This window comes from Brevundimonas sp. (assembly GCF_965278935.1).
In the GTDB taxonomy this organism is placed as follows: Bacteria; Pseudomonadota; Alphaproteobacteria; order Caulobacterales; family Caulobacteraceae; genus Brevundimonas.
The window spans coordinates 2,992,169-3,015,847 of sequence record NZ_OZ257124.1; the positions used below are offsets into that span (position 1 = coordinate 2,992,169).

At 67.3% G+C, this 23,679-nt stretch carries 25 protein-coding genes and 1 tRNA gene; 17 read left to right on the forward strand and 9 right to left on the reverse strand.

The window, feature by feature from the left end; translation table 11 throughout:
- Nucleotides 1-61: 61 nt before the first annotated feature.
- The 3 genes from ACQY68_RS14905 (at nucleotide 62) to ACQY68_RS14915 (ending at nucleotide 1,579) form a co-directional block, all read left to right on the forward strand.
- On the forward strand, nucleotides 62-331 hold the full coding sequence (locus ACQY68_RS14905) for a flagellar biosynthetic protein FliO (protein WP_428150393.1): 270 nt from the start codon (nucleotides 62-64) through the stop codon (nucleotides 329-331).
- A gap of 71 nt (nucleotides 332-402) precedes the next feature.
- Nucleotides 403-1,182, forward strand: a complete 780-nt coding sequence (gene fliP / locus ACQY68_RS14910; protein ID WP_428152684.1) for a flagellar type III secretion system pore protein FliP — start codon at nucleotides 403-405, stop codon at nucleotides 1,180-1,182.
- 118 nt (nucleotides 1,183-1,300) lie between these two features.
- A complete protein-coding gene (locus tag ACQY68_RS14915; RefSeq protein WP_298162342.1) occupies nucleotides 1,301-1,579 on the forward strand; it encodes an HU family DNA-binding protein in 279 nt (92 codons plus the stop codon).
- Nucleotides 1,580-1,591: 12 nt separating this feature from the next.
- On the opposite strand, the gene ACQY68_RS14920 is transcribed toward ACQY68_RS14915, so the two are convergent.
- Nucleotides 1,592-4,507 (reverse strand): hypothetical protein, encoded by a 2,916-nt coding sequence (locus ACQY68_RS14920; protein ID WP_428150395.1) that lies wholly within the window; start codon nucleotides 4,505-4,507, stop codon nucleotides 1,592-1,594.
- Between the two features lie 111 nt (nucleotides 4,508-4,618).
- Here ACQY68_RS14920 and ACQY68_RS14925 point away from each other — a divergent pair, with 111 nt between their 5' ends.
- Complete coding sequence (locus ACQY68_RS14925; RefSeq protein WP_428150397.1) at nucleotides 4,619-5,035, forward strand: DUF983 domain-containing protein; 417 nt, start codon at nucleotides 4,619-4,621, stop codon at nucleotides 5,033-5,035.
- Entirely contained in the window at nucleotides 5,026-6,234 is a 1,209-nt protein-coding gene (locus ACQY68_RS14930; RefSeq protein ID WP_428150398.1) for a hypothetical protein, read from the forward strand. The genes ACQY68_RS14925 and ACQY68_RS14930 overlap by 10 nt, the downstream gene beginning before the upstream one ends.
- Before the next feature lie 14 nt (nucleotides 6,235-6,248).
- Here the strand turns inward: ACQY68_RS14930 and ACQY68_RS14935 are convergent.
- A tRNA-Arg gene (locus ACQY68_RS14935) sits at nucleotides 6,249-6,325 on the reverse strand.
- 283 nt (nucleotides 6,326-6,608) lie between these two features.
- Here ACQY68_RS14935 and ACQY68_RS14940 point away from each other — a divergent pair.
- The 6 genes from ACQY68_RS14940 (at nucleotide 6,609) to ACQY68_RS14965 (ending at nucleotide 12,488) form a co-directional block, all read left to right on the forward strand.
- Nucleotides 6,609-7,343, forward strand: coding sequence for an SDR family NAD(P)-dependent oxidoreductase (locus ACQY68_RS14940; protein WP_428150400.1), 735 nt, complete (start codon nucleotides 6,609-6,611; stop codon nucleotides 7,341-7,343).
- Nucleotides 7,343-7,942 carry a 2-hydroxychromene-2-carboxylate isomerase gene (locus ACQY68_RS14945; RefSeq protein ID WP_428150402.1) on the forward strand — a complete coding sequence of 200 codons (600 nt, stop codon included), beginning with the start codon at nucleotides 7,343-7,345 and terminating at the stop codon, nucleotides 7,940-7,942. Before ACQY68_RS14940 ends, ACQY68_RS14945 begins: the two co-directional genes overlap by 1 nt.
- 298 nt (nucleotides 7,943-8,240) lie before the next feature.
- The gene (locus ACQY68_RS14950) at nucleotides 8,241-10,724 is read left to right on the forward strand and encodes a helicase-related protein (RefSeq protein ID WP_428150404.1); all 2,484 of its coding nucleotides are present in this window, start codon (nucleotides 8,241-8,243) and stop codon (nucleotides 10,722-10,724) included.
- Between the two features lie 160 nt (nucleotides 10,725-10,884).
- On the forward strand, nucleotides 10,885-11,190 hold the full coding sequence (locus tag ACQY68_RS14955; RefSeq protein WP_428150405.1) for an RNA-binding S4 domain-containing protein: 306 nt from the start codon (nucleotides 10,885-10,887) through the stop codon (nucleotides 11,188-11,190).
- 83 nt (nucleotides 11,191-11,273) lie between these two features.
- Nucleotides 11,274-11,615, forward strand: a complete 342-nt coding sequence (gene fdxA / locus ACQY68_RS14960; protein WP_428150406.1) for a ferredoxin FdxA — start codon at nucleotides 11,274-11,276, stop codon at nucleotides 11,613-11,615.
- Between the two features lie 312 nt (nucleotides 11,616-11,927).
- Nucleotides 11,928-12,488, forward strand: coding sequence for a CarD family transcriptional regulator (locus tag ACQY68_RS14965; protein WP_298162362.1), 561 nt, complete (start codon nucleotides 11,928-11,930; stop codon nucleotides 12,486-12,488).
- A 58-nt stretch (nucleotides 12,489-12,546) separates the two neighbouring features.
- On the opposite strand, the gene ACQY68_RS14970 is transcribed toward ACQY68_RS14965, so the two are convergent.
- The gene (locus ACQY68_RS14970) at nucleotides 12,547-13,014 is read right to left on the reverse strand and encodes a DUF3617 domain-containing protein (protein ID WP_428150407.1); all 468 of its coding nucleotides are present in this window, start codon (nucleotides 13,012-13,014) and stop codon (nucleotides 12,547-12,549) included.
- Between the two features lie 239 nt (nucleotides 13,015-13,253).
- Between ACQY68_RS14970 and rpmB the strand changes: the two genes are divergently transcribed.
- The 3 genes from rpmB to ACQY68_RS14985 all read left to right on the forward strand — a co-directional run bounded on the left by rpmB (nucleotide 13,254) and on the right by ACQY68_RS14985 (nucleotide 17,134).
- Complete coding sequence (gene rpmB / locus ACQY68_RS14975; RefSeq protein ID WP_428150408.1) at nucleotides 13,254-13,550, forward strand: 50S ribosomal protein L28; 297 nt, start codon at nucleotides 13,254-13,256, stop codon at nucleotides 13,548-13,550.
- A 115-nt stretch (nucleotides 13,551-13,665) separates the two neighbouring features.
- Nucleotides 13,666-15,414, forward strand: coding sequence for a M1 family metallopeptidase (locus ACQY68_RS14980; protein ID WP_428150410.1), 1,749 nt, complete (start codon nucleotides 13,666-13,668; stop codon nucleotides 15,412-15,414).
- A 7-nt stretch (nucleotides 15,415-15,421) separates the two neighbouring features.
- Nucleotides 15,422-17,134 carry a M1 family metallopeptidase gene (locus ACQY68_RS14985; protein WP_428150412.1) on the forward strand — a complete coding sequence of 571 codons (1,713 nt, stop codon included), beginning with the start codon at nucleotides 15,422-15,424 and terminating at the stop codon, nucleotides 17,132-17,134.
- Here the strand turns inward: ACQY68_RS14985 and ACQY68_RS14990 are convergent.
- From ACQY68_RS14990 to ACQY68_RS15005, 4 genes are all read right to left on the reverse strand, one after another.
- Nucleotides 17,095-17,913 carry a transglutaminase-like domain-containing protein gene (locus ACQY68_RS14990; protein ID WP_428150414.1) on the reverse strand — a complete coding sequence of 273 codons (819 nt, stop codon included), beginning with the start codon at nucleotides 17,911-17,913 and terminating at the stop codon, nucleotides 17,095-17,097. The two genes, ACQY68_RS14985 and ACQY68_RS14990, sit on opposite strands and share 40 nt — an antisense overlap.
- 374 nt (nucleotides 17,914-18,287) lie before the next feature.
- Complete coding sequence (locus tag ACQY68_RS14995; protein ID WP_428150416.1) at nucleotides 18,288-18,848, reverse strand: HNH endonuclease; 561 nt, start codon at nucleotides 18,846-18,848, stop codon at nucleotides 18,288-18,290.
- 120 nt (nucleotides 18,849-18,968) lie between these two features.
- Nucleotides 18,969-19,643 carry a trimeric intracellular cation channel family protein gene (locus ACQY68_RS15000; RefSeq protein ID WP_428150418.1) on the reverse strand — a complete coding sequence of 225 codons (675 nt, stop codon included), beginning with the start codon at nucleotides 19,641-19,643 and terminating at the stop codon, nucleotides 18,969-18,971.
- Nucleotides 19,644-19,683: 40 nt separating this feature from the next.
- Entirely contained in the window at nucleotides 19,684-20,331 is a 648-nt protein-coding gene (locus tag ACQY68_RS15005; protein WP_428150419.1) for a DNA-3-methyladenine glycosylase family protein, read from the reverse strand.
- Nucleotides 20,332-20,376: 45 nt separating this feature from the next.
- Here ACQY68_RS15005 and ACQY68_RS15010 point away from each other — a divergent pair, with 45 nt between their 5' ends.
- Genes ACQY68_RS15010 through ACQY68_RS15020 form a run of 3 tightly spaced genes read left to right on the forward strand, consistent with a single transcriptional unit; the run spans nucleotide 20,377 to nucleotide 22,455 of the window.
- Nucleotides 20,377-20,640 carry a hypothetical protein gene (locus ACQY68_RS15010; RefSeq protein WP_428150422.1) on the forward strand — a complete coding sequence of 88 codons (264 nt, stop codon included), beginning with the start codon at nucleotides 20,377-20,379 and terminating at the stop codon, nucleotides 20,638-20,640.
- On the forward strand, nucleotides 20,637-21,497 hold the full coding sequence (gluQRS, locus tag ACQY68_RS15015; protein WP_428150424.1) for a tRNA glutamyl-Q(34) synthetase GluQRS: 861 nt from the start codon (nucleotides 20,637-20,639) through the stop codon (nucleotides 21,495-21,497). Before ACQY68_RS15010 ends, gluQRS begins: the two co-directional genes overlap by 4 nt.
- Nucleotides 21,498-21,546: 49 nt before the next feature.
- Nucleotides 21,547-22,455: a DMT family transporter gene (locus ACQY68_RS15020; protein WP_428150425.1), complete on the forward strand. Its 909-nt coding sequence runs from the start codon at nucleotides 21,547-21,549 to the stop codon at nucleotides 22,453-22,455.
- A 27-nt stretch (nucleotides 22,456-22,482) separates the two neighbouring features.
- Here ACQY68_RS15020 and ACQY68_RS15025 read toward each other — a convergent pair whose 3' ends face one another.
- Nucleotides 22,483-22,686 (reverse strand): cold-shock protein, encoded by a 204-nt coding sequence (locus ACQY68_RS15025; RefSeq protein ID WP_077356590.1) that lies wholly within the window; start codon nucleotides 22,684-22,686, stop codon nucleotides 22,483-22,485.
- 207 nt (nucleotides 22,687-22,893) lie between these two features.
- Nucleotides 22,894-23,655: an extensin family protein gene (locus tag ACQY68_RS15030; RefSeq protein WP_428150427.1), complete on the reverse strand. Its 762-nt coding sequence runs from the start codon at nucleotides 23,653-23,655 to the stop codon at nucleotides 22,894-22,896.
- Nucleotides 23,656-23,679 lie beyond the last annotated feature (24 nt).

A 23,679-nucleotide genomic window follows, 5' to 3' on the forward strand; every position in this document is an offset into this window, starting at 1 on the left:
TCTAAACGAGGCGTTAACCACGTTGGTTAAAGGTCCCCGCGTCTGCCGGGGCCCTTTCCGAATGAACTTCCTCGATCTCGCGCGCGCCATCTTCGGCCTCGCCTTCACCCTCGGTCTGATCGGCCTGGCCGCCTGGGCCGCGCGTCGCTACGCGCCCCAGCTGATGGCGAAGCTGAACGCCGAGCGCGGTGAACGCCGGCTCAAGGTCGTCGAAACCCTGGTCCTCGACCCCGCCCGCCGTCTGGTTCTCGTCCAGATCGACGACGAAGAGCGGCTGCTCCTGCTCGGCGAGGGCCGCGAGCTGATCGAACCGCGAGGCGCAGAGAAATGAGCCGCCGCGCGAACACCCCTGCCCGTCGGGCGAGGGAAAAGCTCTTCGTGATGCCGACCCGCGCGGAGTTCATGAACGCGCTCAAGCTTTCAGCCATCACCACCCTGCTCTGCCTGATGTGGCCGTTGGCCGCCTTCGCCCAGGATGCGGCGGCAGCCGGGGGCGCGGGGGCGGCGATCAACGTCGATCTCGGCACCGGGGCCGGGCTGACCGAGCGCGTCGTCCAGCTCGTCGGTCTGATGACCGTCCTGTCGCTGGCCCCGTCGATCGTGATCATGACCACCAGCTTCGTGCGGATCATCGTGGTGCTGTCGTTGCTGCGGACGGCGCTGGGCATGCAGCAGTCGCCGCCAAACGCCGTCCTGGTGTCCCTGGCCCTGTTCCTGAGCGCCATCGTCATGGCCCCGACGTGGCAGGACGCCTATGATTCGGGCATCCGCCCCCTGATGGATCAGCAGATGGAGCTGCCTCAGGCCTTCGATCTGGCGTCGGAACCTGTGAAGACTTTCATGCTCGCCCAGGTAGACCAGGGAGACCTCGCCCTGTTCACCCGACTGAGCCGTCTGGAGGCCCCCACGACGGCTGCGGAACTGCCTCTCAGGGTGATTGTGCCAAGCTTCATGATCTCGGAGTTGAAGAAGGCCTTCGAAATCGGATTTCTCCTTTTCGTTCCGTTCCTTGTGATCGATCTGGTGGTCGCCAGCGTGCTCATGTCCATGGGTATGATGATGCTCCCGCCGGTGGTGATTTCACTCCCGTTCAAGTTGATCTTCTTCGTCCTCGTGGATGGCTGGAGACTGGTCGCCGGAAGCCTCGTCGAGAGCTTCCGACAGGCCTCCGGAGCGGGCTAGATCCCCACCCTCAAAGGCTTTCAGCGCCAAAGGCGCTTGCCAAGTCGCCCAAAAGGCGTGTTGATCCCCTCGTCGTCGCCCCGGGAATCGGGGCGAGCTTTTCGGGAAACGACCCATAATGACCACTCAAGCTGAACTCATCGCCGCCGTCGCCAAGGACGCGGGCGTGTCGCAGGCCGACGCCGGCCGCGTGCTGGAAGCCATCGTCAAGAACATCCACTCGTCGCTGACCGGCGGCGGCGATGTCCGCATCTCCAACCTGGGCGTTTTCGACACCGCCGCCCGCGCCGCCCGCGAAGGCCGCAACCCGGCGACGGGCGCGACCATCAAGATCGCCGCCTCAAAGGCCGTGCGCTTCCGCGTGTCGAAGCCGCTCAAGGATGCGGTCAACAAGTAAGACTGTAAGCCTTTAGCCGCCCGCGGGAGCCGCGGCGGCTGGAGCATTCGGACGGGCGGGCGTCGCGGCAGCGCGATTCCCGCCCGTTCTTTCTCTGAGCTGGGTCTTCATCTGATTGACCCAGCCGGTGAAGGTGTCGGCGCCGGCGGTCAGACCCGCGAAGTCCTGGGCGTTCGCCGCCCCCTCCATCCCGTCCAGACCGTCCAGGGCGATGCGCAGAGCCGCCCCCGACCGCGCCCGATCCTTGAACGGCGCATAGTTCCGCGACAGTCGCGAGAGGGCGCCCGCATCGTGCGCCAGCGAATAGCCGACGCCGGCCCGGATCACCCGGCTCTCCTCGTCCGGCGTCAGGGCTGCGGCCGTGTTCGTATAGCGGTCGCCCATCCGCGATTCATAAAGCGCCGCCGCCCCGGCCCAGTTCTCCTGTTTCCAGAAGATGTCGGCCCGCACCTGCTGCGCCTCGGCGCTGCGGTCGCCATCCAGAGTTTCCAGCGCGTGGTCGTAGCGGCCGAGATCCATCAGGGCCCGCGCCTCCAGCGCCCGGCGCTCCGCGGACAGGGCAGTCGGCAGAAGCGTGGTGCGCGACGACCACAGGGCCTGCAATGCCGGCTCGGGCTGGCGATCCATCAGCAGCACCGTCGCCAGCGTCGTCGCGACCTGGGCCTTGGCCACGCCCTCGAGGCGGTTGTCGACCTGGTACTTCAGCAGCTCGGCGGCCTGATCGAGGAGGTCGACGTCGACCAGCCGGCGGGCCAGACGGCGCACCATCTCGTCTCCGTCGGCGCCCACGGGCGTCAGGTCGCGGAAGTCATAGAACAGGGCCAGGGCCTGCACCGGCTGCAGCCCGTCGGCCGCGCCGTCGAGGAACAGGGCGCGGAAGGCGTTCGACAGGTCGGACTGAAGTTCTACCGCCCCCGGCAAATCCCCCAGCCGCTTGCCCGCGCCGCGCAGCGTGTCGAGCGCCTCGCGATAACGGCCCTGCGACAGATAGAGGCCGCCCAGGGTCCGGATCACCGACAGCTCGGTCGCGTCGCCTCGCCAGCGCCACTTCAACTGCTCCAGCTGGGCCGCCGCCGCCGTCGGCGTCATCGTGCCCTTGGCCAGCTCGATACGGATCACCCCCAGCTTGGCCGGGGTGGCGATGCCGTCCAGCGGCGCACGGCCCACGGCCTTGAAGACGGCCAGCGCACGATCGGTCGCGCCTTCCAGCTCGAACAGCCGCGCCTGCACCAGACGGGCGGTCAGCTGGTCGGCCGCGGGCGCGTTCTGGGAGAAGCTGTAGGCCAGCAGGGACTTCGCGGCGTTCAGGTCGCCGGTCTCCAGCGCCGCCATGGCGTGGGCCGCGCCGAACCGGGCGCGCCAGATCGGCGGGAAGTCGTCGATGGCGGTCGCGCCGCCCGCGAAGGCCCGGCGGGCCTCTTCCCAGTCGCCCTGTTCGGCCGCCAGCCAGCCCTGCCAGACCTTGGTCGAGGGATCGCCGGCCAGGGCGCCCGACGAGAAGTCCAGCGTCGCCTCTTCAAGCCGCCCGATTGAGGCGCGCGCCGCGCCGCGCAGGCCGCGCAGCTCCGGCTCGCCCTGCAACGACGGCGTCTCGGCGAACATGGCGTTGACCACGCCGATGGCCTCGAACCCCAGACCGGATCCGACGAGGAACCGCGTCAGGGCCAGGCGATCCTCGATCGGGGCGCGCGGATTGTCCGAGGCCGCGATGGATTCCTGCGCCGCCGCGTCCTGAAGCTTGCGATAACGGGAGGAGAAGCCCTCCTCGCCCGTGTCGGCCCATTCAGTCAGAATCAACGCAGGGAACTCGGCCTTCCTCGGCGCATGGTCCTCAGGCGGCGCGGCCGCATCGAGCGCCATCGACGGCGGCGACATCGTCAGGCCGCCGGGCCGCGTCAGGGTGACCAGGTCACCCTCGGCCTTGATCGACAGGTCGTCGGTCGGGGTCTCGACCGCCAAACCCTGTGCCGTCGGCAACAGGGTCAGGTCGACGGTGCGGCGCTCGTCGGCGAACCCCTTGCCGGGCGCCAGGGCCGTGACGGCCGCGAACCGGTCGCCGACCATCGGATCGGTCAGCCAGACGGTCCTGGTCGCCCCGGCCATATGCGCGACCAGGCTGGCCTCGGCCGTGTCGTCGCGATCGACCGCCACGCTGGTCGTGGCCGCGGTCGGCCCGCCGATGACGATCCTCCAGGTCGCGCCTTCTCCGACGGCGGAGACGGCCAGACCTTCCGGGGCCGGGATGCGAACGGCGGTGTAGTCGGGGCCCATGGCCCAGCGCGCCTGTCCGGCAGGCCCGAGGTCGTGCGCCTTCGACATGTCCATGCGGGCGGCTGTGTCGAACACGACCCAGACCGCATCGCCACGCCGGAACACGGCGGCCCCCACCGGCGCGCCCCAGGCGAAGGACAGGCTGACCTGTTCGGCGGTCTTCATCACCACCACCGGCACCGCGCCGCCCGTAGGCACGGCGGCCCCGGCGGGCGCGGCCGGCGCCGCTCCGGCGGGATAGAGGTTCAGCCAGACCGCGCCGTCGGCGCTGCCGGTGCGGGCGTCCGCCCCCTCGGCCAGGGTGATGACCAGTTCGGTGGCGTCCAGCGCCGCCCGGGTCTCGACCTTCTCCACGCCCGGAGGCGGATCGACCTTCAGCCGGCTGACGTCGGGCGCGGCGGTGGAGCCGATGCGAACGACAACGACCTGGCCGTCCCGACGCACCCGCGAGCGCGATCCGACGATCCCGGCGAACTCCACGCGGGTGAAGCCCTCATTGGCCCCGACGCGGATGGTGATGGGATCCAGAGCTGCCGCGGCTTCCTGGGCGAAGGCGGGCACGACGGCACCGGCGATCGGGGCGAGCGCGATCGTCCCCGCAGCGCCGAGCGCCGCCGTGGTCCTTCCGATCGCGGTGCTGGTGCGCGCGCCTGCCATTCGCGCGCACACTCGCGCGATCGCCCTTTAGGCGCGGTTAACGGGGTGTGACCGAACGCCCTCTTGCGGCCTTGCATCAGAGCGCCGACCTGAACGGCGTCAGGAGCCGTCATGACCACCCCGCCAGAGCCCGCCTATCCCCGCCTGTCGACCCTCTCGACCGGCCTGCGTTGCCGTTGCCCGCGCTGCGGCGAGGGGCCGCTGCTCAAGGGCTATCTGACCATTCGCCCGTCATGCCCGGCCTGCGGTCTGGACTACGGTTTCGCCGAGCCCGCCGATGGCCCGGCCTTCTTCGCCATGTCGGCCATCGGCGTCCTCGGCATGATGGCCTTCATGGCGTTCGAGTTCACCGTCCACCCGCCGATCTGGGTCCATTTCGCCTTCACCTTCCCCCTGATCGCGGCCGCCTGCCTGCTGGTCCTGCGCCCCTTCAAGGGCTGGCTGGTGTCCGAGCAATACGTCCACAAGGCCGCTCCGCCCGAGTGGGAGAGCATCGGCGGCCATGGCGAAGGGTCGAAGTGGCGGTGACGGCGAGCGAGGGCGAGGTTGCACAAATTCTCAGCGAGGAGCTCAGCTCCGCTCAACAGGTCGCGAGTTGGAAAGCGCAGAAGCGCGATGTGTTTGATTCCGCGCTGACGACTGGGGAATCAATCCGGATCGCCAAGCGCCTGGGCGCTGTACAGGGCGATCTGTTGAGCCCGCACCTCAAGATTATCTATCCGCCGGGGGGATGGGGTCGCCACGATCTCACTGAGACACTTTTGGAACTAGCCGCATTGGTTGGACCAAGCGCTACCGAGGCATGGTTCCGGCAGCTTCTGCTACTCGAAACCAGCCCTGTAAGAGCATTTGCGGCACTACACCTACTTGCGGTTGATTTGCCGGTCCGTATTGGTAACCTGACAATTGCCCCGCTCAGCGAACTGCCTGACTGGCCTGCGATGCAGGAGTGGCAACTCCGCATGTTCAGGACCGGACTTTACCCGGAATCCGTCGCGTTTAGGGATTTTCCAGCTCAGCCATGGCGGGTCGCTGACGATGGCGATAGTGCGCCCGTCCTAGCCTCCTTCGAAGATTGGCTTCTTGAGCTTGAGGAAGTCTGCGATCTGATAGCCTGTGTCTCCGCAGGCGCGCCATCGATTGGCGAGTCACTCTACCTCTACACCGATCCGATTTTGCGGCCTCTCGGATTGCAAAACGGCTGGTCGATCGGACGGAGTGATAGCTTCGGTAGGTCCGCAACTTTTGATCAAAATGTGTTGGCTTTCGTGCAGTCTTTTGCCGCTTTGCCGGCCGGCGATTTCCGCCGCAGTCTTCGGCTTTCTGCCGGCCGCGTGAGTCTGTCGAAGAGACGACGATCCCTAGCGGATAGGGCCGTTGATCTTTCCATTGCTTTCGAAGCAATCCTGAATCCGGGACACCAAGACATCACCTACAAGTTGGCACTGAGGACGGCTCTTTTTGTCGCCAATACTGTCGAGGAGCGCGGGGAAATCCGGGACACGATGAAACGCTTCTATGGTGTCCGAAGCAAGGTCGTCCACGGTAACGCGCTGTCTTCTCCCGCTGCCGCTGCGGCGCTAATCGATGCTGCTGAAGCCGTCTGTCTTCGATTGATGGGCAAACTGATCGCTCGCGGAACCGCGCCAGATTGGGAAGCTATTGAGCTAGGGGCACGCGACCCTGATCGCAGACCGTCAGACGGCGTCGATGGAGATCGAGTCTAGCCGTATTAGCGATTTGGCGACCCCGGAGGGACTCGAACCCCCGACCTCTGCTTTAGGAAAGCCTTGCTCTATCCGGCTGAGCTACGGGGCCACGCGGGCTGTCCCTAGCGGGTTGCGCCCCGCTCCGTAAACCCGTCGAGCGTCGGTAGCCGCGTCCCGGCGAAATCTGTTTGTGGTTAATCGGTCTTAAGATACAATATCTTGGGGTGAACAAATCCCGAATCTGGCCGTGTCGCTGATTCGGTCATGATTCGTTTCGCGCCTGTTCCACCGGATTTCCGTCCGCCGTTAAGCGCCGCCGCGACCGGAGCGCCATCCCCGCGTTGACGACTTAGTTTCGATATGAAACGGTCTGTCCGTCCCGGAGGATCGCCATGTCGTCCACCCCGTCCTGTCTGATCGTCGGCGCCGGAGACGGGGTCGGAGCGGCCATCGCCCGCGCCTTCGCCAAGGAAGGCCTCGCGGTCTGCGTTACCCGCCGTCCCCGACATCTGGACCAGCTCGAAGCGCTGGCCGCCTCTATCCGCGCCGACGGCGGCCAGGCCCACGCCTTTGGCGTCGACGCCAGGAACGAGGCCGAGATGATCGCCCTGATCGACCGGATCGAGGCCGAGGTCGGCCCGCTTCAGGTCGTGGTCTTCAACATCGGCGCGAACGTCCGCTTCCCGGTTCTCGACACCACAGCCCAGGTCTATTCCAAGGTCTGGGAGATGGCCGCGCTCGCCGGCTTCTTCACGGGCCGCGAGGCCGCCCGCGTCATGGCCCCGCGCGGCAGGGGCTCGATCCTGTTCACCGGGGCCACGGCCTCGATGCGTGGCGGCGCGGGCTTTTCCGCCTTCTCCGGCGCCAAGGCGGCCCTGCGCCAGCTGGCCCAGAGTCTGGCCCGGGAGATGGGGCCGCAGGGTCTCCACGTCGCCCACGTCGTGGTGGACGGAATGATCGACGGAACCTTCGCCCGCTCCCTCGTCCCCGACATCCAGCCCCTGCTGGACGACGACACAATTCTGAAGCCCGACGAGATCGCGAAGACCTATGTCTGGCTGCACAACCAGCAACGCAGCGCCTGGACGTTCGAACTCGACCTGCGTCCGTGGAAGGAAACCTGGTGATGGCCAAGACGATCGACTTTATCTTCGATTTCGCCAGCCTGAACGCCTACCTCGCCGAGCGCGCCCTGCCCGAACTGGTCGGGCGGACCGGCGCGACGGTCAACGTCATCCCCTGCCTGCTGGGCGGCATCTTCAAGGCTACGGGCAACCAGGCGCCGTTCAGCGCCTATGCCGGGATCAAGGGCAAGCTCGACTACGAAATGCTGGAGATCCGCCGCTTCGTGAAAGCGCACGGGCTGGAGGATTTCCAGATGAACCCGCACTTCCCGGTCAACAGCCTGCTCGCCATGCGCGGTCTGTGCGCCTGCGAACCCGGCGACGAGTTCGACCGCTATCTCGACGCGGTCCTCGCCGGCTTCTGGGAGCGGGGCCTCCTCATGTCAGACCCTGAGGTCCTGTCCTCGGTGCTGGTCGAGGCCGGCCTCGATGCCGAACGCCTGATCGCCCTGGCCCAGACCGACGCGGTGAAGGCGAAGCTGGCCGACAACACGGCCGCGGCCGTCGAACGCGGCGCCTTCGGAGCCCCCACCTTCTTCGTCAGCGACGAGATGTTCTTCGGCAAGGAACGGCTGGGTCAGATCGAGGCGCTGTTGACGTAGCGGCGGCCGGGGAATGGAAGCCGGTTCATCACAAAGGACACCACGGAGGCACAAAGGACACGACGAGGTCGAGTAGGCTTTGAGATCCCAACGCGCCTTGTGATGCTTAGTTGGCGGCGAAGCCGCCCTTGGTCATTTGCGCGTCCGTCAAAGCGCCTGAGCAAAGATATTCAAGCAGGCACTGTATCGTCGTGTCCTTTGTGCCTCCGTGGTGTCCGTGGTGATGAACCCCTTCCCACCTGACGCCCCTCCTTCCCGTCTTGAGGAACCCCAACCGAATCGCCACCTTATCAAGACCATGAGCGACCGCCCCACCGGCCTCGCCCCGTCCCGCGTCGTCGCGGTGCTGGGGCCGACCAATACCGGCAAGACCCACCTCGCGGTCGAGCGGATGCTGGGCCACGCCTCGGGCATGATCGGCCTGCCGCTGCGGCTGCTGGCGCGCGAGATCTATGAGCGGATCGTCAAATTGCGCGGCGCCAACGCCGTCGCCCTGATCACGGGCGAAGAGAAGATCATCCCGCCCCGGCCCCATTTCTGGGTCTGCACCGTCGAGGCCATGCCGCTGGAACGCGAAGTCGAGTTCCTCGCCATCGACGAGATCCAGCTCGCCGCCGACCCGGAACGCGGCCACGTCTTCACCAGTCGCCTGCTCCACGCCCGCGGCCGGTTCGAGACCATGTTCCTGGGCGCCGCGACCATGGCGCCCCTGATGCGCCGCCTGATCCCGGATCTGGAGATCGTCACCCGCGAGCGTCTGTCCAACCTGACCTATGCCGGGTCAAAGAAACTGACCCGCCTGCCCCGCCGCAGCGCCATCGTCGCCTTCTCGACCGAGCAGGTTTACGCCATCGCCGAACTGATCCGGCGCCAGCGCGGCGGCGCCGCCGTCGTCATGGGCTCGCTCTCGCCCCGCACCCGCAACGCCCAGGTCGGCCTGTTCCAGTCGGGCGAGGTCGACTTCCTCGTCGCCACCGACGCCATCGGCATGGGGCTGAACATGGACGTCGACCATGTCGCCTTCGCCGGGATGCGAAAATTCGACGGCCGCCGCACCCGCTGGCTGCACGCCCACGAGATCGCCCAGATTGCCGGCCGCGCGGGCCGCCACATTCGCGACGGCACCTTCGGCGTGACCGGCGAGGCCGAGGAGCTGGACGAGGACCTGGTCGAACAGGTGGTCGAGCACCGCTTCGACCCCATCCAGGCCATCGAGTGGAGGAACGCCCGGCTCGACTTCGACACCCTGCCCGACCTCCTGCGGTCCCTGGTGCAGACGCCCAACGTCCACGGCCTCAAGCTGACGGGTCAGGCGCGGGACGAGACCCTGCTGCGCCGCGCCATGCAGGACGACGAGGTCAAACGCATCGGCCGTTCGCGCGGCACCATCATGCGGCTGTGGGAAGCCTGCCAGCTGCCCGATTTCCAGAAGACCACGCTGGAGGAGCATGTCCGCCTGTCGCGCGACGTCTTCCACGCCCTGACCGGCAAGCGCGGTCGCTTGACCGACGACTGGTTCGCCCCCCGTTTCGCCGAGGTCGACCGCGACGACGGCCAGATCGACCAGCTCTCGGCCCGGCTCGCGGGGGTCCGCACCCTCTCCTACATCGCCAACCGGCCGGACTGGCTGGAGGGGAACAAGGGCTGGCGCGACCGTACCCGCGCGCTCGAGGACCGCCTGTCCGACGTCTTGCATGAGCGGCTGACCGCCCGCTTCGTCGACCGCAAGACCACCGCTTTGATGCGATCCCTGCACGACCGCGAGGCTGCGATGGCCGAGGTCGCCGACGACGGCGTCGTCACCGTGGACGGCGAGGCGGTCGGCCATCTGGAAGGTGTGCGCTTCGCCGTCGCCTCCGGCGGTTCGGCCCTCGCCGACCGCACCCTGAAGACTGCAGCCCTCCGCGCCGTCGGTCCCGAGATCGCCCGCCGCCTCGGCAGGCTGGCCAGCGACGGCGACGACGCCTTCTCGGTCACGCCCGACGGAGACGTCCTGTGGTCCGGCGCCCTGGCCGCGAAGATCATCAACACCGAACCCTTCAGCCCCCGCGTCCGCCTGATCGGCGACCTCGGCCCGCAGGCCGCCCGCGACCGGGCCCAGCGCCGCATTGAGGCCTGGCTGGCGTCCGAGGCGGGCCGGGCGCTGCGCGACCTGCGTCGCCTGAAACAGGCCGTGGAATCCGGCGCACTCAAGGGTCTCCCGCGCGGCATCGCCTTCCGCCTGATGGAGGCCGGCGGCGTCATCGACCGCCGTGACGTCGAACGCGACCTCGCCGCCCTCAGTCAGGTCGAGCGCCGCACGATCAAGACCTTCGCCATCCGCGTCGGAACCCACTCCGTCTGGCTGCCCGGCGCCCTCAAGCCGCGCGGCCGCGCCCTGTCCCAGGCCTTCGCCGCCGCCGAACTCTTCCGCGCCCGACCCGCGGGCCTGACCCTCCTCCCCATCCCCGCCCCATCGATGCGCGCCCTGTCCGCCTTCGGCGTCCGCGCCGCCGGCCGCTGGGCCGTCCCGGTCGAGGACCTCGAACGCGCCTCCGACCTGCGCCGCGAGACCAGGGGCAGCCTCTCCGACGACGCGCTCAAATTCCTCGGCTGGACCGCCGGCGACGCCAGGGCCATCTGGACCGCCCTGAAGACCGTCCGCGCCCAGATGCCTGACCGCGAGGGCAAGCCGGTCGCCGTGATCAAGGACTCGCCCTTCGCAAAGCTGGCCGAACTGACCGCTCCGCCCCAGCCCGCGCGGCGGAAGCGGCCGAGGCGGAAGAAGGTGGCGATATCGTGAGCTCGGCCAGGTCGGATCGAGATTGCCGCCCTGGCGGTATCAGCGAAGGATTTGGCGGCGTTGGCAGTCGAGGTCGCTTGATTTTGGCGGTTCGCCACTTCTGCAATGCCTGCAGTCGTCCAGATTTTTCAGACACCGCATTGACCGCAATCCGCCCCCGATGAGTGACGACAGCATCCGCGTCGATATCTGGCTGTGGCGCGCGCGGTTCGCCAAAACGCGCGGCATCGCCGCCGACCTCGTCGAGCGCGGCGCGGTGCGGCTGACCCATCACGGCAAACAGACCCGGCTCGACAAGCCCAGCCGCTGCGTCCACCCGGGCGACGACCTGACCTTCGCGCTGAACGGCAGGGTCAACTCGGTGCGGATCCAGGCGCTGGGCGAACGGCGCGGACCTCCGGCGGAAGCCCGGGCCCTCTATGCCGATCTGGCCGGGGACAAGAGTATTTCTGCAGGCCCGGATTAGCGGCGCTCTGTTGACAGGGAACCCTCGCGGGGTCATCTGCCGGGCCTCTCCCGCCCAAACCTGACCGTCAGTCCCGCCCGCCCATGACCTACATCGTCACCGACGCCTGCGTGAAATGTAAGTTCATGGACTGTGTCGAGGTCTGCCCGGTCGACTGCTTCTACGAGGGCGAGAACTTCCTGGTCATCGCGCCGGACGAATGCATCGACTGTGGCGTCTGTGAACCCGAGTGCCCGGTCGACGCCATCGTGCCCGACACCGAGGACGAGCCGGACGGCAAGTGGCTTCAGGTCAACGCGGAATACGCGAAGTCCTGGCCCAACATCACGGTCAAGGGCACGCCGCCCGCCGACCGCGAACAGTTCGAGCGCGAGACCGGCAAGTTCGAGAAGTATTTCTCGCCCGCGCCCGGCAAGGGCTCCTGACGGTTTCGACCTCCGGCCAGGCTGCGGGGTCAGGAATAGCGACGGTCTGGCAGCCGACGCACGCGACGTTTTGAAATTGCCTCGTTTTGTGATATGTTCCTTCACATTGGGTCGGGCGGAATGCGTTTCATGCGCGCCGCCCGCGTTTGCGACAGAACCTCGTCCATGAAGACGGGGTCGGCCAGAGGTTGGGTGATCCGTTTCCACGACTGACGACTTTGCGTTTCGATCGGCGACCCCCGTCGTCGGTCTTCGAGCAATTGTCTTTCGCGCCTGCGATGACCTGTCCCCTGCGTCCGGGAAAGGAATGACATGACCACCAAGAGCGTTCTGGAATTCAAGGTTGGCGATGCGGTCGTCTATCCGGCGCACGGCGTCGGCAAGGTCGCTGCGGTCGAAACCCAGGAAGTCGCCGGCATGTCGCTGGAGGTCTATGTCGTGACCTTCGACCACGAAAAGATGACCCTGCGCGTCCCGACCAAGAAGGCCAAGACCGCCGGCCTGCGCTCGCTGGCCGCCGACGACGTGGTCACCAAGGCCCTGACGACGCTGAAGGGCCGCGCCCGCATCAAGCGCACGATGTGGAGCCGCCGCGCCCAGGAATACGAAGCCAAGATCAACTCCGGCGACCTGGTCTCCATCGCCGAAGTGGTCCGCGACCTGCACCGCGCCGACTCGCAGCCGGAACAGTCCTACTCGGAGCGTCAGCTCTATGAATCCGCCCTGGACCGGATGGCTCGCGAAGTCGCCGCCGCCAACCGCATCGACAAGGACGCCGCCGTCCAGCTGCTGTCCAAGTCGCTGAGCGCAAAGAAGGCCGTCATCGCCGCCGCCGAAGCCGCCGAGGCCGAAGAAGAAGCAGAAGCCGCATAATCAGCGGTGGATGTCTGAATGCAAAAGGCCCGGTGGAAACACCGGGCCTTTTTCTTGGTCAGAAGTACTCGGCGCCCGCCGGGCAGACTGCCGCCACGCGACGCGCGGTGATCGAGGCCGGCAGATAGGGCGTGCCGCGGGCCAGCTGGGCGCCGCCGGTGAAACGGAAGTTCTCCTGTTGATAGGAACCGCCGAGGCGCACGTTCACGCGACGGCCGCGATGATCGGTGCAGGTGCCCTCGAACCGGGCCGTGCCGCCGCCGACGACGCGGGTCGGATAGACGCACTGCCAGCGACGCGTCGACAGGCCGCCGAAGAAGCGGTTGATCTCCGACGGCCGCACGCATTTCGTCTCGGTCGAGCGGATGCCCACGGCGCTGGTCGTGTACTCCCAGTAGCCCGGCAGAACCTCCGTCGCGGCGGCCTGCGCATGCAGGGCCGACGACGGCGCGGCGAGCAGGATCGCCCCGGCCAGAGCGGGCGCGGCGACAGCGACGGTGCGCATCAGAAGGGGAGGCAGGGTCATCGTGGATCTCATCCTCGGGACAGTCCCGTGAGCTTAAGCATTGAAACGCGGCGATTGAACGACGCATGAACGTCCGGAGGCCGAGACTCGGTTCCAGAGTCCATTCGGCCCGCCAAACCCTTGACGGCGCGGGATCGGTTCCTCTATACGGCCCCCTCTCGCGCGGGGGTCCACCCTCGCGCGCATTCGTTTCATGCGCTCTCCACCGTTCGGAGCCGCGCCACCTCAAGGATTAGACGATGTCGCGTCGTTGCGAACTTACCGGTGTCGGGCCGATGGTCGGCCACTCGGTCAGCCACTCGAACATCAAGACCAAGCGCCGCTTCCTGCCGTCGCTGAAGAAGGTCAAGCTGGCTTCGGAAGCCCTGGGCCAGTCCTACTCGCTGCGCATCTCGAACGCCGCGCTGCGCACCCTCGACTTCAAGGGCGGCCTGGACCCGTTCATCGTCAAGGCCAAGGACGAGCAGCTGTCGGTCACGGCCCAGCGCATCAAGCGTCAGATCAAGGCCAAGCTGGCTGAACAAGCCCCGGCTTAAGTCCTCACGGACCCCGAAATCCGAATGAGGCCGGTGGAAACACCGGCCTTTTTCTTTGCCGTTTGCCCCGTGTCGCGGGTTCGCTAGGTTGGCCCCGAACTCACCGGGGCCTGTCATGATCAAGTTCGCCTGCGCCGCATCCGCGCTCGTCCTTCTGTCTGCAATGCCGGCGATGGCCCAGGACGCCCCGGCGCGCGAGCCCACAGCCTTCACCCTCGAAACCGACAATCCGCGCACGCCGGAGCAGGAGGCTGTCCGCTTCGACAAGGCCGATCTGTCGATCAAGGTCCTGCCGGAGACGAAGTCGATCGAGGGCGTCGCCGTCCTCGACTTCACCGTACTTCAGCCGATCCAGCGCCTTGCCGTCGAACTCGACACCCTGTTCACGATTTCCGAGATCCGGCTGGACGGCGAAGTCGTGCCCGCCGACCGCTGGTCCAACCCCGAGGGTCGCGTCACCGTCGAGGTTCCGGCGGGTCTGGCCGCCGGCGCCACCCCGACCCTGACCATCGCCTGGGCCGGCGCGCCGCGCGTCGCCCCGCGCGCGCCCTGGAACGGCGGCTGGGTCTGGTCGACCGCACCGACCGGCGAACCGTGGATCGGGTCTGCGGTCCAGCTGAACGGCTGCGACCTCGTCTGGCCCTGTATCGACAACTCCAACGCCGAGCCGGGCCAGCTCGACATGCATGTGACCACGCCGGGCAATGTCTCGGCCCCGGGACCGGGCGTATTCAAGGGCATGACCGAGAACGCGGACGGGACGAAGACCTGGAACTGGAGCATCGTCCACCCGAACATCTACGCCGGAATGATCAACCTCGGTCCCTATGAAGAGGTCACGGCCAGCTACGCCAGCCGGTTCGGCAACACGATCCCCATGCACTACTGGCACCTGCGCTCGGACGAGCCGGCCAAGGTCGCGGCCCTGTTCGCCGAGTTCGCCCCCATGCTCGACTTCTTCGAATCGACGATCGGCCCCTACCCGTTCGGCGACTCCAAGATGGGGGTGGTGGAGACGCCCTACCTCGGCATGGAGCATCAGACGATCAACGCCTACGGCAATGCCTACAAGATCGAGACGCGCGGCTACGACACCCTGCTTCAGCACGAGTTCTCGCACGAATGGTTCGCCAACCAGCTGACCAACCGGAACGCCGACGACATGTGGCTGCACGAGGGGCTCGGCTCCTACATGCAGCCGCTCTACGCCCGCTACCTGCACGGCGAGCGCTATATGCAGTCCGAGCTGCAGCACCAGCGCGAAGGGCTAGTCAACGCCTTCCCGGTCGTCTCGCAGACCAACCGGACGGTCAATCAGGTCTACGGCGGCTCGGAGGGCCCCGGCGGCGACATCTATTCCAAGGGTTCGCTGATCGCCCACACCCTGCGGATGACCATCGGCGACGACGACTTCTACGAAGTCATCCGCCGACTGGTGTACGGCCGCCCGGACCCCCGTCCCGGCAACTTCACGCCCCAGACGAGCTCGACGCATGAGATGAACGCCATCGTCAATTCTGTGACAGGTCGGAACTACGACTGGTTCTTCCAGACCTATCTCTACGAAGCCGGCCTTCCTGTCCTCACCCAGACGCGCGAGGGCGATCACCTGACCCTGGCCTGGACCACCGACGGCGGCGGCGACTTCCCCATGCCGGTGGAGGTCGAGGTCGACGGTGAGCTCCGGACCGTGCCCATCCCCGACGGCAGCGCGACGATCACCGTCCCGGTCGGCGCCACGGTCCTGATCGACCCCCAGAACAAGCTGCTGCGCCAGCTCGACGTCATCGACCGCTGGCAGGCTTGGAACCGCGCCGAACGCGAACGGGCCGCCGCCGAACGCCTCGCCCGCTCCGCGAGCTGAGACCCTGATGCGCCACACCCTGACCGCTCTCGCCGCCGCTTCGTTGCTGGCGGGTCCCGCCTTCGCCCAGGACGCAGGGCCGCGCGAGACCACGCCCTTCACCCTGATGACGGATCAGCCGCGCACACCGGAACAGGAGGCCCTGCGCATCGACCTCGTCGATCTGGCGATCAAGGTCATCCCGGACGACAAGGCAATCGACGCCGCCGCGACCCTGACCTTCACCGCAACGGCGCCGGTCGAGAGGCTGGTGGTCGAGCTGGACACGGTGTTCGACGTCTCCGCCGTCACCGTCGACGGCCAGGCCGTGACCGGCTGGACCAATCCCGAAGGCCGGATGACCGTGCCACTGTCCCGGCCGTTGGCAGCGGGCCAGTCGGCCACCCTGCGCATCGCCTATTCGGGCCACCCCCGCGTCGCCCCCCGCGCGCCCTGGAACGGCGGCTTTGTCTGGTCCACCGCCCCCGGCGGCGAACCCTGGATCGCCACCGCCGTCCAGGGCGAAGGCTGCGACCTGTTCTGGCCGTGTATCGACAGCCCCTTGGCCGAGCCCGGCCGGGTCGATCTGCACATCACCGTTCCGACCGGCCTGTCCGCCCCGTCGAACGGCCGCTTCCTCGGCACGGAAGACCACGGCGACGGCTGGACCACCTGGAACTGGTCGGCGGCCCAGCCCAACACCTACGCCATCGCCCTGAACATCGGCCCGTACGTCGAGCTCAAGACCGACTACCGCAGTCGCTTCGGCAACACCTTCCCGATGTCCTTCTGGCATCTGAAGTCCGACGACCCCGAGCGTGCCGCCGCCCTGTTCGCCGAGTTCCCGCAGCAAATGGACTTCTACGAGGCTACCGTCGGCCCCTTCCCGTTCAGCGACGAGAAGATGGGTGTCGTGGAGACCCCGCACCTGGGCATGGAGCACCAGACCATCAACGCCTACGGCAACAGCTACCGGCTGGACGGCAAGGGTTACGACTGGCTGCTGCAGCACGAGCTGGCCCACGAGTGGTTCGGCAACCAGATGACCAACTCGAACGCCGACGACATGTGGCTGCACGAAGGGCTCGGCTCCTACATGCAGCCCCTGTACGCCGCTTGGCTGCACGGCGACCGCTACATGCAGACCGAGCTGGCCGAACAACAGCAAGGTCTGATCAACCGCTTCCCGGTCGTCTCGGGCGACCTGAAGACTGAAGCCGAGGTCTATGACGGAGACATCGGGCCGGGGAACGACATCTATTCCAAGGGCTCGCTGATCGCCCATTCGCTGCGGATGCTGATCGGCGACGAGGCCTTCTTCCGCGCCGTGACGACTCTGGTCTATGGCCGTCCCGATCCACGCCCCGGCAATTTCGAGCCAATCTATCGCTCGACGCCGGACTTCCTGCGGATCGTCAACGACGTCACCGGCAAGGACTACGGCTGGTTCTTCCGCGGCTACCTCTATCAGGCGGCTCTGCCGGTCCTGAACGAGACGCGCGAAGGCGACACCCTCAACCTGTCATGGACGACCGGCGACGGCGCGGCCTTCCCGATGCCGCTCGAGGTGTCGGTGGGCGGTCAGGTCCGGACCGTGGCCATGACCGGTGGCCGGGGCTCGTTGCGGGTCCCTGCGGGCGCGCACGTCGTGATCGATCCGCAGAACAAGGTCCTGCGCCGCCTCGACTTCGTCGAAACCTATCAGGCGCGCAGAAGGTCCGATCGCGCCTCGACGGAATAGGCGCCGACCGCTTCGGCGGTGATCGACTGGCTGACCAGTTCGCAGCTTCCCTGGGTCGACAGGAAGGCGATGTCGGCGGCGTCGCGGCCGCAGGCGATCCGCACCAGCCCCTCGATCGGCGCCAGTCCGGTCGGATCGACCAGCCACCAGCCGTTCGACAGCCAGATCTCGAAGATGGCGTGAAAGTCCGGCGGATTCAGCTGGTGCGCATAGGCGCTGACCGCGCGCGCCGGAATGCCCGAAGCCCGGCACAGGGTGATGCCCATGTGGGTGAAGTCGCGGCAGACTCCGGCCCGGTCGATGAAGGTCCGTGACGCCGTCGTCTCGGAGTCCGACACGCCGCGTTCGTAGTCGATGTTCTCGGTGATCCAGTTGAGGATGGCCAGCACCCGTTCGCCACCTGTCGTATCGCCGAACTGCCGCTCCACGAACCGGCCGAACTGATCCGAGGGGCAATAGCGGCTGGGCCACAGATAGGTCAGGACCTCGGCCGGCAGGTCGTTCCAGTCGTGCTGGGTCACACCGGGCGGCAGACCCAGCAGGGACCCATTGTCGACCACCGCCTCATAGGTCAGTGCGACTTCGCCGTTCAGCCGCGCGCGCAGGGTGCGGGCCCCGAATTCGGTATCCTCGTCCTCGTGCAGGTCCTGCGGAGGGGTGACCGTCAGCCGCTCTTCCAGGATGTCCTGACCCGGCCAGTGCGCGACCTGAATCTTGTAGATCGCGTCGGTCGGGGGATCGAAGCGATAGACGAGTTCGGCGCGGACGCGGATTTTCATGGACGACCTGATGTGAGGGGCGAGCCGTCAACGCCGCGCACGGGCGGCCGTTCCGGATCGGGCAGCGACCTCTAGCGGGATCGGAGGGCGGAAGCGAGGCGCCCGACTGGGGGTGCGACTTGAGGGCGGATTGTCGCAAGCTCGAACGCCGCCCCTCCGTCATGACGGAGGGAGAACCAGGCCCATACCCATCAACGGATCGTCTGAATTCATCAACGGATTCAACGCTCGGATCTAACGAGAGCCTTTATTTCAGGCGCCCCTCAAAACCGTGAGACACTGCCTCCGGTCTTTGACATCCCCATCAAGCCACCCACCGCCGATGTAGACTCTGTAGACTCTGTCGACTCCATTTTTGGAGTCGCACGCAGGCTCTACGGCTCCAGCTCGATGTCCCAATAGAGGTAGTCTAGCCAGCTCTGGTGCAGGTAGTGGGGTGGGAACCGGCGTCCCGCGTCCTGGAGCTGGAAGGCGTTGGGGCGGTTGGGGGCGCGTCGGATCGGCATGTGCGCCTGCTGCGGCGTCCGCCCGCCCTTCCTCAGGTTGCAGGGCGAACAGGCGGCGACGATGTTCTCCCACGTCGTGCGCCCGCCCCGGCTGCGCGGGATGACATGGTCGAACGTCAGTTCGGCCGTGTCGCCGCAGTACTGGCAGGTGAAGCCGTCGCGCAGGAAGACGTTGAAGCGGGTGAAGGCCGGGCTGCGGTTCTGGTCGACGTAGCTCTTCAGCGCGATGACGCTGGGGATCTGCATCTCCATCGACGGACTGCGCACGACCCGGTCGTAGACCGACACCACGTCCACGCGATCCTGATAGACCGCCTTCACCGCCTCTTCCCACGGCCACAGCGACAGCGGGTAGTAGGACAGCGGGCGGAAGTCGGCGTTCAGCACCAGGGCCGGAAAGCCGGACGGCGGCTTGTGAAGGACCTGCATCAGATCCTCCCGCTCACGCCGGAAATCGAGGAAATCGGACTGAAGACGTCTCTCCTTCTCTCTAGTGGGCTGAGCCTATCCCCGATTCGCCTTCGCCGCCATGACGGCCATGCAGCGGTTTCATGACGTGCCTTTCCGGATCAGGCCGCCAGGGAAGGCCGGCAGGCTCCAGCCCCAGGCCAGAGCGCCTGCACGCAGGCCGAACCCGATCGGCGCCGCGATCGCCGCGGCCGGCCAGTGGTCTATCCCGAACTGTCTCGCCACGACATAGATGGTCGCCGCCAGCAGGGCCGCCGAGATGGTGATCTCCCGCCTGAGCAGGATCGACGGCTGGCCCGCGAGAATGTCCCGAACGATGCCGCCGAAGCAGGCCGTCAGCGCACCCATGACGATGCAGATCAGCGGCGGCACCCCGAACGCCTCCGCCTTGGCCGCGCCCAGAACCCCATAGGCGCCCAGCCCGATCGCATCGAGCCAGAGCAACGCCCGGAACCGCCAGGCCCCGGCGCCCACCAGCCACACCGCCAGCGCCGCAGTGAGGCAGACGGCGATGTATCGCCAGTCCTGCACCCAGAACACCGGCGCATCGATCAGGAGATCCCGCAGGGTCCCGCCGCCCACGCCCGTGATCGCGCCGAAGAAGGCGAAGGTGACGAGGTCGTGCTTCTCGCGCGCCGCCGCCAGGGCGCCGGTCGCCGCGAATACGGCGACGCCCGCGAAGTCGAGCGCCCCCAGCACCGTCTCCGGATGGGCGAGCGCGGGGCTCAGAATCGCAGGATCGACGAGTGCATTCACGAACTTCTCTGTTCCTTACCGTCTCGCGCGCCGCGCTCGTTTACGTCAGCGGCGGGTCTAGCACGATCTCGCCCTTCTTCACCCCGACGTACCAGGCCCAAAGCAGGTGAACGGCCGCGCCCCGATGCGGCCGCCACATCTCGGCGCGGGCATAGGCGGCCTTGGTATCGGGCCGGTGCTCCAGCCGGTCCGCCCATTTGATCGCCTCCTGCAAGGCGATGTCCCCGCCCGGAAACACATCCAGCCGGCCGTCGCAGATCAGCAGATAGGCTTCCGCCGTCCACAGGCCGACGCCCTTCAGCGACACCAGGGCCGCGATCGCCGCCTCGTCGTCCAGCGTCGACAGGTGTTCGAGGTCGACTGTCCCATCCAGCTGCGCCCGCGCGATGCCCTGACCATAGGTGGCCTTCTGCCGCGACAGCCCCATCCCCTTCAGGCTTTCCAGATCGTGCGCCAGCAAGGTCTCCGGCGTGATCTCGCCCAGCCCCGCCTGCAACCGCGCCCAGACCGACGCCGCCGAGGCCAGCGACACCTGCTGGTCCACGATCATCCGGAACAGGCCGGGAAAGCCCCGATCCCCGACGCGCCAGTCGAACGGCGCCGTCTGGACGTGAGCCCGGGCCAGAGCCGGGTCGATGCGGACCAGTTCCTCGCGCGCCGCAGCCAGTTGTTCGGGTGTCAGAGGCATTGCGGTCCAGTCGACAAAGGTCGGGTCGGACCCTAGCGTCCGCCCATGCTCAGTCTGGACGATCTTCTGGCCCCGATCACGCCTTCGGTGTTCCACGCCGACTATGACGACCGGAAACCGCTGCACATTCCAGCAAGCACGGGGCCGGCCGCCCCCGGCGTCCCGAAATACGTCCTGCTCGACTGGGCTCTGCAACAGCCGCGTCTGGCGCTGGAGGACATGATCGCCCGGTTCAACTTCGTGCCGGAGGCGGACCTGCGCACCATGATCGACGCCGCCGTCCGGTCCGGCGCCATGGTCCGGCTTTGACCTTCGTCACCCGTTTCGCCCCGTCACCGACGGGTCTGCTCCATCGCGGCCACGCCTTCTCGGCCCTGACGGCCTGGACGGCGGCGAAGGCGGCGGGCGGTCGTTTCCTTCTGCGCATCGAGGACACCGACTTCACCCGCTGCCGCCCGGCGTTCGAGGACGCGATCCTCGACGACCTGACCTGGCTCGGCCTCGACTGGGAACAGCCCGTCCGTCGCCAGTCCGGACACCGCGCCGACTACGACGCCGCCCTCGACCGGTTGCGCGACATGGGCGTCCTGTACCGCTGCTTCCGCACCCGCAAGGAGCTGATGGCCCTCGCCGGAATGGCCCCGCACGCCGGCGACCCGGCCGACATCCACGCTTTCGCGGGCGGAAGGCTGTCCGCCGAAGAGGAGGCCAAAAAGCTCGCCTCGGGTCAGCCTTTCGCCTGGCGACTGTCCCTCGCCGCAGCCCGCCAACGCCTCGGCGGCTTCGACCGCCTGACCTGGGTCGAGGAGACCGCCGCTCCCGGCGTCAGGATCGCGACGCCCGGGGTGCTCGGGGACATGGTTCTTGGCCGCAAGGACATCGGCGCCGGCTACGTCATCGCCTCGGTCATAGACGACGCGCTTCAGGGTGTGACCCACGTCATCCGGGGCGAGGATCTGATCGAGACCACCTCGATCCAGCGCGTGCTTCAGGCCCTGCTCGACCTGCCGACCCCGGTCTATCGACATCACCGGCTTCTGCTGGGGCCTGACGGGAAGCGGTATGCGAAACGGGACGGCTCGGTGACCCTCGTGGCCCTGCGCGAGGCCGGGGTGACGGCGGAGGAACTGAAGGGTGAACTGGGCTTCCAGTCTGCTTATGCCTGACCCGGCAGGACGGGGTCGTCTCCGGTCGAGGGACGGGGTATGCGACATCATGTCTCCCTCCCCCTCCCGTCTGATCCCCCTGATCGTGGTGCTGGTCTCGGCCAGTATCCTCGGCCTGGCGCCGATCCTCGTGCGGCTGACCGAGACCGGTCCGGCGGCGGCGGGCTTCTGGCGGCTGCTGTTCGCCCTGCCCCTTCTGATGCTCCTCGTCGGCCGACCGGGCGGCGAAGGCTTCGGACGGCCGTCGAAATGGATGATCCTGGCGGGCCTGTTCTTCGCCTTCGACCTCAGCTTCTGGCACTACGGGATCGTCATGACCTCCGTCGCGAACGCGACCGTGCTCTGCAACCTGACGCCCGTCGTGGTCACCCTCGTCGGCTGGTTCTTCTTCAAGGAGCGGCCCGCGCGGCTGTTCATCCTCGCCCTGGCCCTCGCCATGGGCGGAGCCTTCGCCATGGCGGCGGGCGCCGCGCCGGGTCAGGGGAGCAACCCCGTTCTCGGCGACATCTTCTCGGTCTCGGTTGCCCTCTGGTACTCGGGCTATTTCCTGACGGTGAAACAGGCGCGGACCACGGCGGGGGCGCTGCGCATCACCTTCTGGGCCACGGCTGCGGGCATCCCGGTCATGGCGGCCGCGGCCCTCCTGCTCGGCGAGGACATGATCCCCGCCACCGCCGCCGGCTGGGCCGCCTGCGTCGGCATGGGGATCATGCATGTGGCGGGGCAGGGCGGCGTCGCCTGGGCCCTGGGCCGGCTGCCGGCCTCCATCACCGCCGTGACTATCCTGATCCAGCCGATCGTGGCGGCAGCCCTCGGCTGGCTGATCTTCGGCGAAACCCTGTCGCCGATCCAGGCCCTCGGCGGCGCCCTCGTAATGGGCGCCATCGTCCTGGCCCAATGGTCGAACCGGGCCGGAACGAAAACGGGCGCGGCTCCCGAAGGAACCGCGCCCGCCTAGATCGTCAGCGATCCTGATCCGTTTGGATCAGAGAAGCTTCAGGTCCACGGCCGAGGTCTTGCCGCGCTGGGATTCCAGCTCGTAGGACACCTTGGCGTTCTCATCGAGGCCCGTCAGGCCAGCCTTTTGCACGGCGGTGATGTGAACGAACACATCGGCGCCGCCGCTTTCCGGCTGGATGAAGCCGAAGCCCTTCGTGGGGTTGAACCACTTGACCGTACCGGTCGCCATTGTTGCGTCTCCATAAACGCGCTTTTCCAGGCGGACGCCCTTTCAGAGGGGCCCGACAATCCATCTGGACAGCTCGTTCAGGCGAAGGAGCGAAACGCAGGTTTGGACCCCACGCGAAATCCGGATTGCGCAGGTGTTTTCTCTCAGCAGCCAAGCCCGGTCAACCGGAAACGATTCGTGCGTCAGGCGAGTGTCTGCGGAACGATTTTACGCGCAAAGCCCGCGAGGGGCGCCGTCGAGGTGAAGATGATCCTTGTGCGCATCATTGTAGTCGGGCGTCAGGACCGTCGAGAACACCCGGCAGGCCCCGTCCCGCAACCGGCGCAACAGGGCGGAACCCTCTGTTCCGTTGGGACCTTGTCCATCCCAGTCCGCCGCCACCGACACCGTACGGCCGTCCGCCAGGGTCACCGAGGCGACGTCCAGGGCGTTGGCGCGGGCATGCTCGCTGGGCCGGTCCGAGACCTCCGTCGAGCCGTAGACCCGGCGACAGGCATAGGTGCCGTAGTTGTTCACCGCGACCGCTCTGGAGCCGTAGATCGCCTCCGCCGCCGGCTGCAGCACCTGCCGGTCCCAGATGACGTAGCGCACGGCCAGCGGACACTGCATGGTCAGGCCGCCGGGCTTCAGCGGCGTCACCGCCCCGCCCGTGATGGTGACGGCGCCTCGAACCTGGCAGAATCCGCCGTCGTCCCTGTCCTCCGCGCGCCTGACCTCGACGCCGGCGTCCCTCAGGGTCTGGATACAGGCTTCGGTCGCCCCGGCGACCTCTTCCGGCGGCGCGCCGAAGGAGACCTGGAAGTCGGCGACCTTGGCCCCGGTCGCCTGACCCACAGGGTGGTTCAGATCCAGCGGCTTCCAGGGCAGGTCCTGAGGCGGGGCGAAGACGTTCATCAGCGCAAAGGCCGCGCAGACGCCGAGCGCCAGCTCCCACATCAGGTTCCAGAAATCGGCGAAATCGCGCTTCATGCCCCATCAACATGACGGGGCCGA

Excerpts from the sequence above, each read along its gene's own strand:
- ACQY68_RS14965 (WP_298162362.1), top strand. The coding sequence starts at position 11,928 with ATGACCACCAAGAGCGTTCTGGAATTCAAGGTTGGCGATGCGGTCGTC.
- ACQY68_RS14915 (WP_298162342.1), top strand. The coding sequence starts at position 1,301 with ATGACCACTCAAGCTGAACTCATCGCCGCCGTCGCCAAGGACGCGGGC.
- ACQY68_RS14990 (WP_428150414.1), bottom strand. The coding sequence starts at position 17,913 with ATGAAAATCCGCGTCCGCGCCGAACTCGTCTATCGCTTCGATCCCCCG.
- ACQY68_RS14945 (WP_428150402.1), top strand. The coding sequence starts at position 7,343 with ATGGCCAAGACGATCGACTTTATCTTCGATTTCGCCAGCCTGAACGCC.
- fdxA (WP_428150406.1), top strand. The coding sequence starts at position 11,274 with ATGACCTACATCGTCACCGACGCCTGCGTGAAATGTAAGTTCATGGAC.
- ACQY68_RS14905 (WP_428150393.1), top strand. The coding sequence starts at position 62 with ATGAACTTCCTCGATCTCGCGCGCGCCATCTTCGGCCTCGCCTTCACC.
- ACQY68_RS15020 (WP_428150425.1), top strand. The coding sequence starts at position 21,547 with ATGTCTCCCTCCCCCTCCCGTCTGATCCCCCTGATCGTGGTGCTGGTC.
- ACQY68_RS15030 (WP_428150427.1), bottom strand. The coding sequence starts at position 23,655 with ATGAAGCGCGATTTCGCCGATTTCTGGAACCTGATGTGGGAGCTGGCG.
- ACQY68_RS14950 (WP_428150404.1), top strand. The coding sequence starts at position 8,241 with ATGAGCGACCGCCCCACCGGCCTCGCCCCGTCCCGCGTCGTCGCGGTG.
- ACQY68_RS14955 (WP_428150405.1), top strand. The coding sequence starts at position 10,885 with ATGAGTGACGACAGCATCCGCGTCGATATCTGGCTGTGGCGCGCGCGG.
- ACQY68_RS14985 (WP_428150412.1), top strand. The coding sequence starts at position 15,422 with ATGCGCCACACCCTGACCGCTCTCGCCGCCGCTTCGTTGCTGGCGGGT.
- ACQY68_RS15005 (WP_428150419.1), bottom strand. The coding sequence starts at position 20,331 with ATGCCTCTGACACCCGAACAACTGGCTGCGGCGCGCGAGGAACTGGTC.
- ACQY68_RS14980 (WP_428150410.1), top strand. The coding sequence starts at position 13,666 with ATGATCAAGTTCGCCTGCGCCGCATCCGCGCTCGTCCTTCTGTCTGCA.
- ACQY68_RS15025 (WP_077356590.1), bottom strand. The coding sequence starts at position 22,686 with ATGGCGACCGGTACGGTCAAGTGGTTCAACCCCACGAAGGGCTTCGGC.
- fliP (WP_428152684.1), top strand. The coding sequence starts at position 403 with ATGAACGCGCTCAAGCTTTCAGCCATCACCACCCTGCTCTGCCTGATG.
- ACQY68_RS14940 (WP_428150400.1), top strand. The coding sequence starts at position 6,609 with ATGTCGTCCACCCCGTCCTGTCTGATCGTCGGCGCCGGAGACGGGGTC.
- rpmB (WP_428150408.1), top strand. The coding sequence starts at position 13,254 with ATGTCGCGTCGTTGCGAACTTACCGGTGTCGGGCCGATGGTCGGCCAC.
- ACQY68_RS14920 (WP_428150395.1), bottom strand. The coding sequence starts at position 4,507 with ATGGCAGGCGCGCGCACCAGCACCGCGATCGGAAGGACCACGGCGGCG.
- ACQY68_RS15010 (WP_428150422.1), top strand. The coding sequence starts at position 20,377 with ATGCTCAGTCTGGACGATCTTCTGGCCCCGATCACGCCTTCGGTGTTC.
- ACQY68_RS14970 (WP_428150407.1), bottom strand. The coding sequence starts at position 13,014 with ATGACCCTGCCTCCCCTTCTGATGCGCACCGTCGCTGTCGCCGCGCCC.
- ACQY68_RS14925 (WP_428150397.1), top strand. The coding sequence starts at position 4,619 with ATGACCACCCCGCCAGAGCCCGCCTATCCCCGCCTGTCGACCCTCTCG.
- ACQY68_RS14995 (WP_428150416.1), bottom strand. The coding sequence starts at position 18,848 with ATGCAGGTCCTTCACAAGCCGCCGTCCGGCTTTCCGGCCCTGGTGCTG.